The following is a 15,841-nucleotide window of genomic DNA, read 5'->3' as shown; positions in this document are numbered from 1 at the left end:
AGTAGGTCGGGTATGGAAACGCTGGCTGCGTGTTTCGAACGCGAACGACGGAGCGAGCGGCGGCACTCGAGGACGCAACCGGTCGAACGTACGACGCCCACTGGCTTCGTACCTCGGCGTGGAAGGCCGGGAACTTTCTGCGCCACACGGGCGTTCGCCGGGGCGTCACCGTCGGCGTCGTCGGATCGGGTCCGCTCGCGCTACTCTCGTTTTTCGGGACAGCGCTGCTCGAGTCCCGGACCAGGTTCGATCCGCCCCACGACCTGGGAGGGAGCGAGGATCTGCGAACGCTCGTCGCGCCGGTTAGCGACCTCGGGGAATACGCCCTCCCCGAAGGTGCTCAGCGAGTCGGTTACGGCGAGCGCCCCGACGATCCAGGAGTCCGTCACCTCGAGAGTGGTCTCTGGAGCGAGAACCCATCGTTTCCGCCGCTCGAGATCGATCCCGGGACGCCGTTGCTCGTCGACGGCCGGCGCAGGTACAGTCATCTGACGGTACTCGAGACGGCTACCGATGTCGTCGACGAGTGGGGGCTCGAGACTGGCGATCGGGTGGCGCTGCGGGCGCCTCTTTCGGATCCGCGAGCGGTCGTCGGGGGCGTCGTCGCGCCGCTGCTCGTGGATGCGGTCACCGTGCTCTCCGATTCGGATTCGGATTCGGATTCAGAGCCTCCGGTCGACGACGTCGATACGGACGTCGACTTCGTCGTTACGACCGAAGACGACCGCTCTCGCACAGCTGGCCCGGTACGGTCACTCTCTGCGATCCAACTCGAGTAGACGGCGTTCGATATTCTCGACCGTTCGAGCACTCGAGCGCTCGACTGTTCTGCGTGGTTGGTTGAGTCGATCGTATCCGCCCTGGTCGACGTCAGCCGTCAGCCGTCGGTCGGCGGGACGTACCGCTCGGCCGGCGTTCGTTCGCGACTGAACGCGGTCGACGCGAACACGAGCGCCAGCACGCTACACGAGCCACCGAGAACACCCACGACTAACGCGAAGGTCCCCGACGCGATCAGCGCCAGGACGAGTAACATCGGAGCGAGCGTCCCGACCGCTAGCCCAAGGACGAGTCGAAACGCACTGCGCATTCCGAGATTCCCTCTGAGGAACGCGAGGAGGCCCCCGTAAATCGACACCGGGCCGGCCAGCAGGACGAGGCCGGCCAGCAGGAGGCGGACGGTCGGGGCGAACAAGGCGAGTCCGCCGGCGACGACGAGTACCATCGCTCCCGCCAGTCGACGTGAACGGTCGCCGCTTCCCGTCTCACCTCGAGCCACGTCCCGTCGGTCGTCGAATGCGTTCCTAACCGTTTCGATTCGTGGCCCGACGAACCTGGTCGGACACTGACCTCGAGGCTCGGATAGAGCGATGAGACGATAATTGATTTCGAGAACGCGGATACACTATGCTCGAGGACACCCACAACATTTATGTCCAGGAACTGGAACGTATGGGAAACATCATTATCGGTGACGGTCATGAATGCGTGTATGACTCAATTGCTCCATCAGCTCCGGGGGGAGGGAGGGAGCACGCCGGGCGGTCCGTGGGGACGGCGAAACCGCGATCAACGTAGCGTTCTATCGCGAGGCACGCGATGATCGACCGCGCCGACCGAGGGCTAACGCCGGTACTCGCCCTGACGATCATCATCGGCATGGTCGCCGTCGCCAGCATCGGCATCGTCCTCGTGGGAACCGGGGCCCTCACGACGTCGTCGGACCAGCTCGAGGACGAACGCGTCGAACAGTCGTTCGTCAACCTCGGCTCGGAACTGAACACGGTCGCCGCCTCGAGCGACGACACGCGGTCGGTCGCGCTCGGCCTGGCAGACGCCAATGGCGGCGTCTCGCTCGTGGAATCGGGCCACATTACGGTGACCGCGTCCGGACTCGAGGACCCCATTATCGACGAACCCATTCGGGCGATCGAGTATCGCGACGGCGAGACGGTCGTCGCCTACGAGGGCGGTGGCGTCTTCCGCGGCACGGGCGCCCAGGCGAGAATCGTCTCCGCGCCACAGGCCGAGTATCGCCAGGACGCCTTCCGGCTGCCGATCACGCGACTCGAAGGCGTCGAATCGGTGTCGAACGACCGGGTTCGTCTCTCGAAAGTGCGGAGCGATCGGCCGAGCCACGATATCCCGAGCGTCGCGGGCCGGTTCGTCACGATCACGATCGAGAGCCCGTACTACGCTGGCTGGGCGGCCCACTACGAGCGACAGGTTGGCGACCAGTACGTGACGGTCGACCACGCGAACCAGACCGTCGCCGTCCTCCTCGGACAACCCGATCCCGACGGGTCCTACGACGGAGCGGTCACCGCCGTCGGGGACGTGCTCGATAACGGCGGGAACCCCTCCGTGAACGGCTCTATCTCGGCGACCGGAAACGTGAGTATCTCTTGCGAGGCGCCTGCCAACTGTACGGGCGGCGAAGAAGTGGACCTTCGGCCGCTCGACGACGACATCGCGTACCTGTTCGAGACGTCGGCGGAGGACGCCCGATCGATCGACGGATCGACCCTCGAGAACGGGACCTACTACGCGGACGAGTTGCTTCGAGACGACGACCTCGAGGTCGATCTGAGCGAGGGGGACGTGACGGTCCTCGTCGACGGGAACATCGGACTCGACAACGCGAAAATCGAGGTCGTCGACGGTGCGGGAACGGATCACGTTGCGAGGGTCTACACGACCGGCGACGTAGCCATGGGAGGCGGTAGTGGCGGCGTCACCGTCGAATCCGACGATCCCCAGCGCTTCCAGCTCTACGGAACCTCGGAGATGAAGTTCGCGATCGGCCAGGGGACGTTCACGGGAACCATCTACGCGCCACGGGACGAACCGGCCGAGGGGACGAACGAACTCGTTGACGAGTACCTGAACAACGCCGACTGCTCGCCCGAGGCCGACTGGGCCGACGTCTGCATCGGAACGGGGAGCGTCGACTTCACGGGATCGATCATTTCGGGGCCAATGTCGATCGCCCAGAACGCGGAGTTGACGTACGATCGGTCGCTTTCGACCGTCGAACCGACGATCGCGATCCCACCGGAGCACCTGCCACCGAAACTCAATCATCTGACGGTCGTCGTCCACGAGGTAGCCGTCGAGAGCGAGTGACGAGTAACCGGTCGTTCGCTCGACCGCTCTCTCGCCGTTTGTTTCAGGAACGTCGCCCAGTCAGCGCTTCGCTCGCGGGTGCGAACGAAATGGTCGACCCAAGTCCCTCCTCCGTCGCCCGTTCGTACAGCATCGCCGCGGCCGCGACGGTTTCGATCCCGGTCCCTCCACTGTCGAACACCGTGATCTCGTCGTCACTCGTTCGCCCAGACGCCTCGCCAACCACGATGTCGCCCAGTTCGGCGTGAACGTGATCTTCGGCTATCGCGCCGGCCTCGAGCGCCGCGAGAAACGAGCCTGCGTCGTAGGTCGCCCGGTCCCGAAGGTCGGGAACGTAGGTGGCCCGTTCGATCGTCTCCACGTCGAGTTCGCGCTTCTTCGGGTGATACTGCCCCATCGCCGTAACGTGGGTTCCGGGCTCGAGCAGCGAGCCGTCGAAGACGGGTTCGCTCGCCGTCGTCGCGGTGATCACGACGTCGGCACCCTCGACGGCGGCGGCGCTCGAGTCGACGGCCGTGACGCTGGCGGCGAGCTTGTCGTCGAACTCGGCAGCGAACGCCTCCCGATTGGACGCCGTCGGCGAGAAGACGCGAACAGTCTCGAAATCGCGAACGGTCGCCGTCGTGTGGACCTGTCCGCGTGCCTGCGGGCCAGTGCCGATCACGGCGAGCGTGGTGGCGTCCTGGCGAGCGAGTTCGTCGACGGCGACCGCGCCGGCGGCGCCGGTCTTGAAGGGGTTCATGTGGGCGCCGTCGAGCAGGGCGATCGGTTCACCGCTGTCGGCGTCGAACAGCGGCGTGACGAACCAGGCGTCGCCCGATCCGAACCCGGCGCTGTACATGTAGCCTCCCATCGCGCCGGTTTCCGGAAGGACGGCGGAGTAGGTCGTCAGGAGCCCACCTGGGTCGGCGCGAAAGAGTTTGGTTCGGGGTTTGGCGGATGCGCCGGCGCCGCGCTGGCGGTAGCCGTCTCGAACGGCAGTAACGTAGTCTGCGGGCGAGGCGAGGCCGACCGTCTCTTCGCTGGTGAGAAACAGGACGTCGGTCATACTCCCACGAGGAGACTGAGAGATAAAAACCGCGTGGCTGGGGTTACTCGGAGTTGACTCTGGGGCGCGTGGCTGGGGCGTCCTCGACGGAATCGACGGGACCGTTGACGAACATCGCGTGACCGATGACGCCGATTGCGACGGTAGCGCTAATCGGGACCGCAGCCGTCAACGAGACGCCGACGACGGTCAGGGCAGCGGTGATACCGAGCAGTGCGACCGGGATAAGTCCGAGAACAATGTCATAATAGCCAGCCATAATCTATTACATTCTATGAGGAATAGGCATATAAGCGTTTCCCATAATTAGCCGATATTGAATTTGTCCCTGATTCAGATAGAGGGGGGATTATCCTCGTAACTTATCGAGTGGTTCCAATCGGCAAAAGTGGCCTGGGTCGAAATCCCCTCTCAAAACCGATATAGCTCAGTGCACACTCGAGCCGTGAACGGCCGGTTTTAAATCGTCGATCGCTTCGACAAACGATTTGATCCGGGTCGACCTGCACTCGAGGCCCTCGTTTCTGACCGGGGGTCACTCGAGCCAGCCCGCATTACGGAGCCCCACCGAGAGCCCGATGCGCCAGATTCCGAGCACGAGCAGCCCAATGGCGGTGATGACGACGTTGAACGCCCACAGCGCATTGCCGTCGAAGAACGGCGACGAGCGAAGAATGAGGCCGACGTTCGCCCCGCCGAGCCACGCGACGGTGGTGACCACGGCGGCGGTCTTCGTCGACGCGATCGCACGTCGAGCGTACGCGCCAGCCAGGAGGGCGACGACCGTCCAGCCGACGAGAAACGGCAAGGCGGTCTCGAGGGCGGCTCCCGGTTCGCTTGCGATCGGCAGGCCGTGCTGGCGTCGGCCGGTCATCATGATCGCCGTGATGAGGGCGAGGTCGACCGCCCCGACTAGCGCGATAGCTCGCTGTCCAGGACGATCGGTATCGAAGACGGTAGGTAGCGCTCCCATGTTCATCGGTCCGAGCGGAGCCCGTATTGGTGTCACGGTTTCTGGACCTGGCGTCGCTATCGCTGGGTTCGCTCGGTAACGCCCGTCGCTCTCGAACCGTCCGTCGTGCGATTCAGGAGATGACTACAATAATATAGTTCGAATACAAACGATGTGACAGATGGCTGTGGTCGACCAACGCCGTGAACGGTGTGATGGGTGTGGACGGGCCGTCGCGCTCGAGAACCTGACCACCGTGACGATGCCGGACGGAGAACGGCTGGCGTGCTGCCCGACGTGTGCGCCCCACGCCCGCGAGGCCGCCCGGAAACTCGAGTCGATCGACCGACCGCGCGGGACGTGCGATGGCTGCCACTCGAGCGTTTCGCGAAACGATCTCGAGGACGTCGTTTTACCCGACGGAACGGTGATCACGTGCTGTCCCGACTGTCTCGAGGAGGTTCCCGGTCACGGGGATGCGGGAAGCTCCAGGTCGGGAAGCTTTACGGCGGAAAGTTCCGAGGCGGAGGACGGCAATGGGGCCGCACCCGCCGACGAAGCGACGGAGACGACCCACCTCGCGACCCGTCGAACGCTCTGTAGCCAGTGTCACGAGTACGTCGACGAAGAGCTCTATCACGTGACGACGATCGACGGCCGGACCGAGGAGATGTGTCCGGACTGCAAGGCGCTGGCCGAGGAGAAAAGGGTCGTCAGCAGCGTCGAGATGCGCGAGTCTGAGGCGCGGGAGATCCTTCGTGTCGACGACGACGCGACGAGTCAGGAGCTTCGCGAGGCATTCTTGACCCAGATCAAACACGCCCACCCGGACAAGAAGAGCGGCAGCGAGTCGGCGTTCAAACTCGTCAAAGAGGCTTACGACCGGCTGAAGTGACTGTCACGCTGTGCGTTCGAGGCCGTCCATACGCCTGACGAACCCGATCGTCGCCGGATCGAAGGCGTAGGCGGCGTCGCAGACCTCGCAGGTGGCCTCGAGTAACTGACCGTGTTCCGAGAGTTTCCAGAGTTTCGTCTGGCCCTGCGTGATGTCAGCGTGACCGGGTGGCCACAGTCCGGAACAGTACACGGGAATCGGACGTACCAGTTGGGGACTGACAGTGCTCCGAGCGGAGAGAGTTCGCTCCGAAGCCGGCAGAGCAGGTTGAAGATCGTGAACGAGAGGTTCTCACGATCGATGGCGACTCCTTCGACGTCGGCGATGAACCCGCCGCGGAACGCCTCCTCGTCGTACAGCGGGAGAACCGGAATGCCCTTCGCGAGCGCGTAGCCGATCTCCTGGTTGACCCAGTTGCTGGTCGCCGACGCCTCAGTGAGTACGGCGACGACGACGTCGCTGTTGGCGAGTCGGCCCTCGAGTCGCTTGCGCGTTCGACCGGATTCGATCTCCTCGAGGGCGATGTGGACGCCGAACGGGAAGTTCTTGACCGTCGAGAACAGTTCCTGCACGAGGTCGAGGTCGACGGGTGCGTGGGAGACGAACACCTGCTCTCCGGTCATCAGTAGCTCTACGGAACCGAAGACAGCAATCCGTAATGAATGTAACTACTTCTTATCCCCGGCGTGAGTAATTGTATCGAGAACGAGGTCCGAAAATTCGAGTTCGAAGAGTTCGTCCCCCAGCTGATCGAACCACTCGCGTTCGACTCGCCACGTCCCGCGCCGGTCCCCGTCGGTGGATCGAGAGATTGCCTCGAGCGTTCCTGGCTCCCACTCGCGCTCCTCCGCGACCGTCAGGACGATTCGAACGACGGTACTGACCTCGTGGGTGGTCACGCCCGGTACGTCGTGCACCATTTCGTACTCGAGTCGCGTTCGGTCGTCGGTTCGCTCGAGCGAATTGACGTAGACGCCCTGGCCCATTAGGCGGTTCTCGAGGGTAACCTCGAGTGGGTGCGCGTCGGACGTGTCGTCGGGATTCGAGTTCGCGTTTGCGTTCGCGGGCGAGTGAGAGTGTGAGTTCCGGTCATCGTCGCTCATCGGTGATGCCTCGAGTTCACGTTCGGTGGGGAAAAGGTATCGGGCTCTGGCGGTGCTGTCACTTTGGCTCTCGTCCGTATTTCCGTTCTCGTTCTCGTCCCTGGTCTCGTTGTCGTCTTCATCCTCGTCCCCATTTCGCTTCCATCCCCGCTCACAGCGGCTCGACCAGATCCGCGAGCGCCGCCGCGGGGTCGTCGGCTTTGGCGACGCCGCTGGCGAGCAAGACGCCATTCGAGCCGAGGTCGGCTGCGGCGACGACGTCCTCGCCGGTACTGATCCCCGCGCCACAGAGCACGGTGACGTCCTCGTCGACCCGAGCGGCGGCGTCGACGGCGTCCTCCACGACGTCCGGATCGGCCTGGCTGACCGGCGTCCCGGTGCCGATCAGTTCCGGCGGTTCGACGGCGACGGCGTCGGGGCCGAGCGCCGCGGCCGCCCCGATCTGGGCCGGGTTGTTCGCACAGACGACCGTCTCGAGGCCGGCACGTTCGGCCGCCCGGATCGCGCCGTCGACGTCGGCGAGTTTCAGGCGGCGCTCGGAGTGGTTGATCAACGTGCCCACTGCGCCCGCATCCGCGACCGCCTCCGCGAGCGTGTGCCCAGTGTTGCTCCCGTAGTCGATCGGATCGACGTGCTGGGCCCAGGTTTCGACGCCCGTCTCGGCGACTCGCTCGAGGTGGGTCGCCTGCGGGGCGACGGCGATGCGAGCGTCGGTCGTCTCGTCGACGTCACGCGCGGCTTCGGCGACGGCGACGGAGTCACACGGATACGTCTTGAGGTTGATCAGAACGAACATGCTCGAGAGGAGGCCCTCGCGACCAAAATAGTTACCGAGTGGTCGTCGTCTCGAGGTCCGTCTCGGGCTCGCCGGGTACCGACGGATCGTACCGGTGGCAGGCGACCGGTCGGCCCTCTGTGCGGGTCTCGAGCGTCGGCGACTCGCGCTCACAGACGGTTTCGGTCGGTGCCGCGAGGTGGTCTCGAGCCATTACGAGGTCGCCGTCGTCGATGGATTCGACGGTCGCCGTGAGCGCCGCCTCGAGGTCCGGATCCGCGAGTTCCGCGGGCAGATCGAACCTCGATCGAACGGCGTCGTCGGTGGCGGGGACAGACTCGATGGTCGCAGGACCGTTTGTACCGTCCGACTCGGGCCCGGCGACGGCGGCCCGCACGTCGTCCGCGGTCGTCCAGTCGTTCTCGAGCCGAAAGCGGAACCGCACGAGTCCTCGCCACTGGTCACGAGGGATCGTTGCGTCGGCAGGCGGGATGATCGCCGGACACCGGGGATGGAACCGACAGCCGGACGGCGGGTCGGACGCGTCGGGGAGGTCGTCGGTCAGGGACTCGACGCTGGAGCGCGACGCGTTCGGGTTGAGGCTGGGAATCGACGACACGAGCAGTTGCGTGTACGGGTGGCGAGGGTCCTCGAAGACGTCGTCGACCGCCCCGGACTCGACGATTTCGCCGAGGTACATTACCGCCGCCCGGTCGCAGAACCGACGCACGAGCTCGACGTCGTGACTGATGAAGACGATCGCGACGTCGAACTCCCGCTGGAGACGTCCCAGCAACTCGAGGACGTCGGCCTTGGTTCGGCCGTCGAGCGCGCTCACCGGCTCGTCGGCGACGAGCAGATCCGGGTTCAACACCAGCGCGCGGGCGATGGCGATGCGCTGTTTTTCCCCGCCGGAGAACTCGTGTGGGTACTGGTCGGCCGCGGCGGCGGAGAGCCCGACGCGCTCGAGCGTGTCCTCGACGACGTGTCGGCGCCGCTGGGAACCGTGCAAGCCGTGGATGCGGAGGGGCTCTTCGACTGACTCGCCGACTGTCCGACGCGGGTTGAGCGCCGAGTCCGGGTCCTGGAGCACGAGCTGTGCGCGTCGGCGAAAGCGACGCAGTTCGTCGTCGTCGTACGCGCGAACGTCGTCGCCGTCGAACCGGACCTCGCCACCGGTCGGCTCCTCGAGACGGAGTACCGACAGCGCGGTCGTGGATTTCCCGCAGCCGGATTCGCCGACGAGCCCGAACGCCTCGCCGGGCTGGACGTCGAAGCTCACGCCGTCGACGGCCCGAACGGTCCCGACCTCGCGCCGAAGGAGCCCTTGGTGATCGGGTAGTGCTTCTCGAGGTTCCTGACCGAAAGCAACGGATCCGCCTCAGTCATCCTCGGTCACCCCTTCCCCGCAGCGCCGAAATCGGGAACAGTGTCGAGGACCGTTCTCGCATCTTGTCGGTTGCCGTGGTAGATGCACGCCGCACGGTGGTCTTCGACGCCGGCGACCGGTTCGAACGGCGGTTCGTCGGCGCGACACGCCTCGACGGCGTGTGGGCACTCCCGACGGAAGCGACAGCCGTCCGGCGGAGCCGGTTCGTCACCTCCGACAGTATCAGTACGGCGGTCCGGCCCGTCCGCCCTACCCTGCCCCACGAAATTCCGGAACAACGACTGCGTGTAGGGGTGTCCCGGTCGCTCGAGGACGGCCTCGACCGGCCCGCGCTCGACGGCGTTCCCGGCGTACATGACGACGACGCGGTCGGCCAGCGAGGCCACGACCCTGAGATCGTGGGTGACGAGCAACATCGTCAGCGCTCGCTCTCGTCGGAGGTCGTCGATCAGGTCGATGATTCGGGACTGAATCGTGACGTCCAGTGCGGACGTCGGTTCGTCGGCGATGAGCAGGTCGGGCTCGGTGGCCAGGGCGATGGCGATCAGGACGCGCTGGCGCATGCCGTCGGAGAATTCGTGGGGATACGCGTCGAGTCGCTCCGCCGGTCGCGAGAGGCCGACGGTCTGCAGCAGGTCGATCGCTCGCTCTCGCGCGATCTCGTCGCTGACGTCTCGGTGGAACGTGATCGCCTCGACGAGCTGATCGCCAACGGTGTACACCGGATCCAGCGCGTTCTGGGCGTTCTGAAAGAGATAGGCGATACGGTTGCCGCGAATCGATCGAAGTCGGCTTTCGTCGGCCGAGAGCAACTCCTCGCCCTCGAACGTCACGGATCCGGAGACGTCGACCTGCGAACTCGAGACCAGACCAGTGATCGAATCACAGGTCAGCGTCTTCCCGCTCCCGCTCTCGCCGACGAGGCAGACGGTTTCGCCGGGCTGGACGTCGAAGCTCACCCCGTCGACGGCCCGAATGGGACCGTCGGCGGTCGCGATGTGAGCGTGCAGGTCGTCGACGGAGAGCAGTGGATCTGTGTCAGTCATGAGTCCCCCGTGGATCGAGCGCGTCTCGCAGTCCGTCGCCGGCCACCTTGAACGCCGCGACCGTCAGTCCCAGGGCGATGGCGGGGAACGTCGAGACCCACCACGCGTCGAGCGGGGACGCCCTGAACAGCCCCTCGCCCATCGTCATGCCCCACGACTGGAACGTGGCGTGGAACCCGAGGAACGCGAGCGCCGCCTCTGTCAGGACGAGCACGGCCATCAGGTGGAACGCCGCCGGGATCACGCTATTGGTAATGTTCGGCAGGACGTGTCGTCGCAGGACGTACGGCCTCGAGGCCCCGAGCACTCGAGCGGCGAGGACGTACCCTTCCTCGCGTCGTTGTAGCGTCTCGCTCCGGACGATACGGGCGATCCCGCCCCAGGATAGCAGGCCGAACGCGGCGAGGAGGACGAAAAACGAGTCCCCGATGAACAGGTACGCGATCATGTAGATGACGATCGCTGGGATGCTGGCTGGACGTCGACGTAGCTCATCAGGAGGTCGTCGACGGAACCGCCGTAGTACCCCGCGAGGAGACCGACGATCGTCGCCAGCGGCACGATAATGCCGGCCGTGACGAGCACGGCGTAGGCCACAGGTCGAGCGCCGACCACGAGGAGGTCGACCATTTCGTACCCCCAGCGGTCGGTTCCGAGCACGTACTCCCAGCTCCCGTGACACTGCTGTTCGTATATCGTGTCCCCGGTAACCATGCCCACGCAGTCTTTTCCCGTTTCCAGGTAGGAACCGCTGAAGCCGACCGGCGGCTGGAGTTTGTCGGTTCCGGCCGTCCCCGAGTATAACGTCAGCCGGGGCTGGAACCCCGTTATCATCGTGTAGAGCGCGGTAAGAGTGACGATCACGAGAACTGTGAGGGTCGCGACGGTTGCCCACCGTCGTCGAAGTCGAGCGAGGAGTCGCCGGCCGCGGGACGGATCGAGGACCATCGGAACGGCGCCGTAGGCGACGATCACGGCCAGGGCGAGCAGTAGCAGCCAATCTTCGGGGCCGACGTACCATCGAGCGACGAGATAGATGCTGTCTCTCCAGCGGTAGTAGAGGTACGCCAGCCCGACGGTAAGGACGCCGATTACAAGCGCGATTCGTTCGGGCGAAAACCGGCGCTTCGACGAGTCGACCCGATTCCAGTCGATTCGCTCGAGCGCCGCGACGTCCGTCTGCCCCGACGGTTCGTCTCTGGCGGATGCGTTCGATCCCGGTTCCGTCATTGCGAGTCGTGCAGGAACCTGTCGCCTCCGCGAATAAGTGTTTCTGTTCCATCACGACCGCAACACTCATATTTCCCTGGCTGGCATGTGTGCAGTACTCGTGATTCGCGACTCCGTCATCACGTCTGGTCCACTCGCAGGTGACCGCCAGTGAGAGTGGTGCGAATTCTGGCTCGGCGTCTGGCACTGGGAGCGATCGCCGCCTGGGCCGTGCTCACGGTGATGTTCGCGCTGTTCGCCGCGACCGAAGACTGGGTGCTCGACAGGCAACTCGCGCTCGCGGCCTACGGCGGTGCCGATCCCGACAAACTCGAGTCCATTCGCCAATCGTACCTCGCGGACCGAGGGCTCGACCGACCGCTCACCGAGCAGTACGTCGACTGGATGAGGAACATGATCACCCTGGAGTGGGGCGATTCCTTCCAGAGCGGCGAGGCAGTGTTTCCGCTGGTCCGCGAGGCCACCCTCGAGACGGCGCTGTACGTCGTCCCGGCGATCGTGCTGGCGACGACGCTCGGGCTGACCGTCGGCGCCTACGCCGCGATGAACGTGCGCTCGATTCGCGGCGACGGAACCATGGGTATCGTGTATCTGCTGTTCGCGATCCCGAACTTCTGGGCCGGCTTCCTCATCCTGAGCGCGTCCGCGACTGCCGCTGCCGCCTTCAGTTGGGGCAGCGAATTCAACTACATCACGGTGACCGAGTTGCCGTTTCTCTACGGGCGGGTCCTCCCGGTCGTCCTGGTTACGACGACCCTGCTCGCTGCCATCGTCAGTTACGCTCGAGCGTACGCTCGCCAGTACTACACCGCGGACCTCACCAAACTCGTTCGCGCGAAAGGCGGTGGGCGGCTCGACGTCGCCAGACACGTGTTGCGAAACGCGGCGATCCCGTTGCTCTCGCTCGTGTTCGCGGAGACGCTCGCATTGCTCGCGATTTCGGTGATCATCATCGAGGCCGTGTTCGGCATCGGCGGGATCGGCTCGCTCTTCTACAACGCCGTCTGGACGCGCGACCTTCCCGTCATGATGGGCGTGACGGTCGTCATCGTCGCCTTCGGCGTCGTCGGCAACGTCGTTCAGGACCTCGCGTACTCGCTGCTCGACCCTCGAGTGGACACCGGGTCGCAGTGAACAACACCGGCGATCGGGAAAATGTTGGTCGGCGCTCGATCAATCCTTTCGCTTGACGACGTCACCAAGCGTGTAACTCCCGCTCGAGGAGCCACCCTCCCAGTCGCTGTCCTCGCTCGACCCGGATCCGCCGGTGAGGCTGATCTCTAGGAATCGCTCGAGTTTGCTCTGGACCCGGTCGCTGGGCAGGGTATCCCCGCGCTCGAGTTTGCGGATCAGACTCGCTTTCTCGTTGAGTTCGTTCGCGAGGTCGGACTGGCTGAGGTCCTTCTTCTCTCTCGCCCGCCGGATGCGGTCGTCGTAGTCGGTGACAATCTCGTCCATCTCGTCGAACATGTCTCGGCGACGCGAGCCACCGGACCCCGAGGAGCGACCGCCGCTCGAGGACGTGTCGCTGGACCCCGACCCGGATCCCGATCCAGAGCCCGTCGAGTACTTCGTCGACGTGCTCGAGGATGAGGCGGTCTTCACCTCGGTGCCGAAGTCGGTACAGTTCGAACACACGTCCAGCTTCGCGCCTTCGACTTTGATGGTCTTCGGGGACGACGTCTCGGCGCCACACATCTCGCACTGAACCATGGTCGGGTCTAACGCACCACGCGTGATAAAGGGTACGGCGCCAGCGATCCGGACGGGTCGTATCGAACTCGATACCCGCCCCGGACGAGGGGTCGGACCTTGTCAGACGCTACTCGAGCGCGCTCCAGGAGTAGAAGAACCGCTGGAAGGCCGTCAGGTGGCCGACGACGGCGAGGAAGACGAGCAGCCAGCCGACGAGCGAGAGGCCACCGGCGTCGAACGACTCGAGAGGATAGGCGAGGAAGCCGACGATTCCGATGATCGCCAGCCGGTCGGCACGGCCGACGAGCCCGCCGTAGACCCGGTCGAGGCCCACCGCCTGGGCCTGGGTGCCGAGGTAGGAGGTCATGACGACGCCCGTAACCGCCAGGAAGCCCAGCCAGTAGTCGCCGACGCCGGCGGCGAGTCCACCGATGATCACGATGTCGGCGTACCGGTCCAGGACGTGATCGAGCAGGTCCCCCGCGGGGGAGGAGACGCCCTGGGCTCGAGCGAGTGCGCCGTCGATGATGTCGAACCAGCCGTTCAGGAAAACGAGGGCCGCGCCGACGGCGTACCAGACGGGGTGGGCGACGCCACCGAGGTAAAACACGAGGCCCGCGGCAATCGCCACGAACCCGGCGATAACGCTCACGCCGTCGGGACTCATTCCGACCCGGTCGAACCCACGGACGAATGGATCCAGGAACCTCGAGATGTACGGTCGGAACTTATCGAGGGTCATGTCAGGTACCCCACGAAGTCGACCTCGCCGACACTCGGCGCTCGTGTGCCCCGGACGACGGCCTCGAGTTCGTCGGCCACCGCGGCGGGCTCGCGGTCCGTGGTGTCGATTTCGTACACGGACTCGAGTCCGTGGCGGTCGACGGCCTCCGAGAGGATGACGTCGAGCGCCTCGCTCTCTGCGTTCTCGCGAGCCTTAGCCGCACTCTCACCGCGCTCTCTCAATCTGTCCTCGAGCACTGTCGGCTCACACCGCAAGACGGCGACGCGATCGGCCGGCAGGTGATGGGCGAGGTGCGACTCGATCAGGACGTCGTCTCGCTCCGCGAGTCGCTCCTCGAGGGCATCCAGGTCGGCGACCTTGCTGTCGCGCTCTTCGTCGACGGCCGTGTACAGCCCCTCGCGTTCGAGCAGGTCGTTGAGGTGGATCACGTCGTAGTCCTCGAGTCGGTCCTCGTGGCGATCGCCGAGTTGGTGCTCGTGGCGATCACCGAATCGATCCTCGAGGATCGTCGTTGCCGTCGTCTTCCCCGTTCCCGGGGTGCCGGTAACTGCGACTCTCACGCGCCGTTCACCTCGGTTGGGATTCCGCCGTCAGCGCCGAGTTCGCGCTGGTGCCCTCGGTCCTCGAGCACCTCGTTGAGCGTCTCGACGGCCCGTTCGGTTTCGGACGGCGTACCGCAGGTGATGCGAACGCACTCCGGCAACCCGAAACTCGTACAGTCGCGGACGATCACGCCCCGCTCCTGCATCGCCTCGGCGACCGGCGTCGCCTGCCCGACGTCGACGAGCACGAAATTCCCGTCGCTCGGCCAGACGTGGGCGTCGATTTCCTCGCGCATGGTCGCTCGAGCCTCGGCGACGGTCTCGACCGTCCGCTCGACGTGTTCGTCATCCTCGATGGCGGCCAGGCCGGCCCGGCAGGCGAGTTCGCTCGCGGCGAACGGGGTGTTGACGCGGGCGTAGGCGTCAGCCCACGCGTACGGAACGATTGCGTATCCGAGTCGCAAGCCCGCCAGGCCGTACGCCTTCGAGAACGTCCGGAGAACGGCGACGTCGTCGCGGGCGTCGAACCCGTCGCGACCCGAGATCAGGGCGACGGCGCTGTCGACGTCGGCGAACTCCCCGTAGGCCTCGTCGACGACGACGAGCGTCTCCTCGTCCGTTCGATCCGCGATATCCGCGACGGCCTCCAGGTCGATCGTCGATCCCGAGGGGTTGTGCGGGCTGGTGAGGTAGACGATCCGTTCGTCCTCGTAGGCCTCGAGGACTGTCTCGGCGTCCTGGGTGAAGCCGTCATCGCGCGCGAGCGCGTACTCGGTGACGTCGCCGTGGTGGAACCGAGCGCTCATGCCGTAGTAGGCGAACCCTGGTGCGGGGACGAGCACGTCGTCTTCCGGCTCGAGGGTCGCCCTCGAGAGGTAGTCGATGGCGCCGTCGCCGCCGTTTGCCAGCCAGATCTGATCGTCCGCGACGGCCCAGCGATCGGCGATGGCGGCGGTGAGGTCGGCGTGAGCCGCCTTCGGATAGGAACTCACGCTGCTAGCGGCGTCCTCGATGGCATCGACGGCTGCGGGCGAGGGGCCGTGGGCGTTCTCGTTGGAAGCGAGTTTGACGAACGTCGAGGGGTCGCGCCCAAGTTCGCGGGCAACCTCCTCGATGCCTCGACCCGCCTGATAGGCGACGTGGTCGGACAGATCGCGCGGATGCATACGTGAAACCTTTTCCTCGCGACGCTTAAGCGTGCTTACCTGTGACGAGCGTTGTCCATCCGACGACCATCTGGTACTACGGTCGAAAGCGACGGAGAGCGATGATTGGCTCGACCGAATCGTGAATC

17 protein-coding genes and 2 pseudogenes are annotated in these 15,841 nt (G+C 65.2%); 4 read left to right on the top strand and 15 right to left on the bottom strand.

The window, feature by feature from the left end; all coding sequences use genetic code 11:
• Positions 1-29: 29 nt before the first annotated feature.
• A complete protein-coding gene (locus ACFQS4_RS13925; protein WP_497902064.1) occupies positions 30-779 on the top strand; it encodes a hypothetical protein in 750 nt (249 codons plus the stop codon).
• 98 nt (positions 780-877) lie between these two features.
• On the opposite strand, the gene ACFQS4_RS13920 is transcribed toward ACFQS4_RS13925, so the two are convergent.
• On the bottom strand, positions 878-1,279 hold the full coding sequence (locus ACFQS4_RS13920) for a hypothetical protein (protein WP_497902063.1): 402 nt from the start codon (positions 1,277-1,279) through the stop codon (positions 878-880).
• Positions 1,280-1,599: 320 nt separating this feature from the next.
• Between ACFQS4_RS13920 and ACFQS4_RS13915 the strand changes: the two genes are divergently transcribed.
• A complete protein-coding gene (locus tag ACFQS4_RS13915) occupies positions 1,600-3,126 on the top strand; it encodes a DUF7289 family protein (protein WP_497902062.1) in 1,527 nt (508 codons plus the stop codon).
• Positions 3,127-3,169: 43 nt separating this feature from the next.
• Here ACFQS4_RS13915 and ACFQS4_RS13910 read toward each other — a convergent pair whose 3' ends face one another.
• The 3 genes from ACFQS4_RS13910 to ACFQS4_RS13900 form a co-directional block, all read right to left on the bottom strand.
• Entirely contained in the window at positions 3,170-4,174 is a 1,005-nt protein-coding gene (locus ACFQS4_RS13910; protein WP_497902061.1) for an ornithine cyclodeaminase family protein, read from the bottom strand.
• A gap of 43 nt (positions 4,175-4,217) precedes the next feature.
• Positions 4,218-4,433, bottom strand: a complete 216-nt coding sequence (locus ACFQS4_RS13905) for a DUF8015 family protein (protein ID WP_254157053.1) — start codon at positions 4,431-4,433, stop codon at positions 4,218-4,220.
• A 276-nt stretch (positions 4,434-4,709) separates the two neighbouring features.
• Positions 4,710-5,147, bottom strand: a complete 438-nt coding sequence (locus ACFQS4_RS13900) for a DUF3054 domain-containing protein (protein ID WP_497902060.1) — start codon at positions 5,145-5,147, stop codon at positions 4,710-4,712.
• A 160-nt stretch (positions 5,148-5,307) separates the two neighbouring features.
• On the opposite strand from ACFQS4_RS13900, the gene ACFQS4_RS13895 reads away from it, so the two are divergent.
• Entirely contained in the window at positions 5,308-6,021 is a 714-nt protein-coding gene (locus ACFQS4_RS13895; protein ID WP_497902059.1) for a J domain-containing protein, read from the top strand.
• A 3-nt stretch (positions 6,022-6,024) separates the two neighbouring features.
• Here the strand turns inward: ACFQS4_RS13895 and ACFQS4_RS13890 are convergent.
• From ACFQS4_RS13890 to ACFQS4_RS13860, 7 genes and pseudogenes are all read right to left on the bottom strand, one after another.
• Positions 6,025-6,644: pseudogene (locus ACFQS4_RS13890) on the bottom strand (toll/interleukin-1 receptor domain-containing protein).
• Between the two features lie 45 nt (positions 6,645-6,689).
• A complete protein-coding gene (locus ACFQS4_RS13885; RefSeq protein WP_497902058.1) occupies positions 6,690-7,124 on the bottom strand; it encodes a DUF8159 domain-containing protein in 435 nt (144 codons plus the stop codon).
• A 151-nt stretch (positions 7,125-7,275) separates the two neighbouring features.
• Entirely contained in the window at positions 7,276-7,920 is a 645-nt protein-coding gene (gene tpiA / locus ACFQS4_RS13880; protein ID WP_497902057.1) for a triose-phosphate isomerase, read from the bottom strand.
• A gap of 31 nt (positions 7,921-7,951) precedes the next feature.
• Positions 7,952-9,288, bottom strand: a pseudogene (locus ACFQS4_RS13875) (ABC transporter ATP-binding protein).
• Positions 9,289-9,294: 6 nt separating this feature from the next.
• Positions 9,295-10,335 carry an ABC transporter ATP-binding protein gene (locus ACFQS4_RS13870; RefSeq protein WP_497902056.1) on the bottom strand — a complete coding sequence of 347 codons (1,041 nt, stop codon included), beginning with the start codon at positions 10,333-10,335 and terminating at the stop codon, positions 9,295-9,297.
• Positions 10,328-10,783: an ABC transporter permease gene (locus ACFQS4_RS13865; RefSeq protein WP_497902055.1), complete on the bottom strand. Its 456-nt coding sequence runs from the start codon at positions 10,781-10,783 to the stop codon at positions 10,328-10,330. Before ACFQS4_RS13865 ends, ACFQS4_RS13870 begins: the two co-directional genes overlap by 8 nt.
• Positions 10,780-11,565: a hypothetical protein gene (locus ACFQS4_RS13860; protein ID WP_497902054.1), complete on the bottom strand. Its 786-nt coding sequence runs from the start codon at positions 11,563-11,565 to the stop codon at positions 10,780-10,782. Before ACFQS4_RS13860 ends, ACFQS4_RS13865 begins: the two co-directional genes overlap by 4 nt.
• Before the next feature lie 159 nt (positions 11,566-11,724).
• Between ACFQS4_RS13860 and ACFQS4_RS13855 the strand changes: the two genes are divergently transcribed.
• Positions 11,725-12,699: an ABC transporter permease gene (locus ACFQS4_RS13855; RefSeq protein WP_500191502.1), complete on the top strand. Its 975-nt coding sequence runs from the start codon at positions 11,725-11,727 to the stop codon at positions 12,697-12,699.
• Between the two features lie 39 nt (positions 12,700-12,738).
• Here the strand turns inward: ACFQS4_RS13855 and ACFQS4_RS13850 are convergent, their stop codons facing one another.
• From ACFQS4_RS13850 to hisC, 4 genes are all read right to left on the bottom strand, one after another.
• The gene (locus tag ACFQS4_RS13850) at positions 12,739-13,278 is read right to left on the bottom strand and encodes a multiprotein bridging factor aMBF1 (protein WP_497902052.1); all 540 of its coding nucleotides are present in this window, start codon (positions 13,276-13,278) and stop codon (positions 12,739-12,741) included.
• 109 nt (positions 13,279-13,387) lie between these two features.
• Positions 13,388-14,002, bottom strand: a complete 615-nt coding sequence (locus tag ACFQS4_RS13845) for a CDP-alcohol phosphatidyltransferase family protein (protein WP_497902051.1) — start codon at positions 14,000-14,002, stop codon at positions 13,388-13,390.
• Positions 13,999-14,565: an adenylate kinase family protein gene (locus ACFQS4_RS13840; protein WP_497902050.1), complete on the bottom strand. Its 567-nt coding sequence runs from the start codon at positions 14,563-14,565 to the stop codon at positions 13,999-14,001. The genes ACFQS4_RS13845 and ACFQS4_RS13840 overlap by 4 nt, the downstream gene beginning before the upstream one ends.
• Entirely contained in the window at positions 14,562-15,713 is a 1,152-nt protein-coding gene (gene hisC, locus ACFQS4_RS13835; RefSeq protein WP_497902049.1) for a histidinol-phosphate transaminase, read from the bottom strand. The genes ACFQS4_RS13840 and hisC overlap by 4 nt, the downstream gene beginning before the upstream one ends.
• Between the last annotated feature and the right edge of the window lie 128 nt (positions 15,714-15,841).

This window comes from Saliphagus sp. GCM10025317, from assembly GCF_042663665.1.
Taxonomy (GTDB): Archaea; Halobacteriota; Halobacteria; order Halobacteriales; family Natrialbaceae; genus Natronosalvus.
The sequence above is the reverse complement of the archived record's forward strand: the minus strand, read 5'-3'. Positions and strand labels throughout refer to the sequence as shown.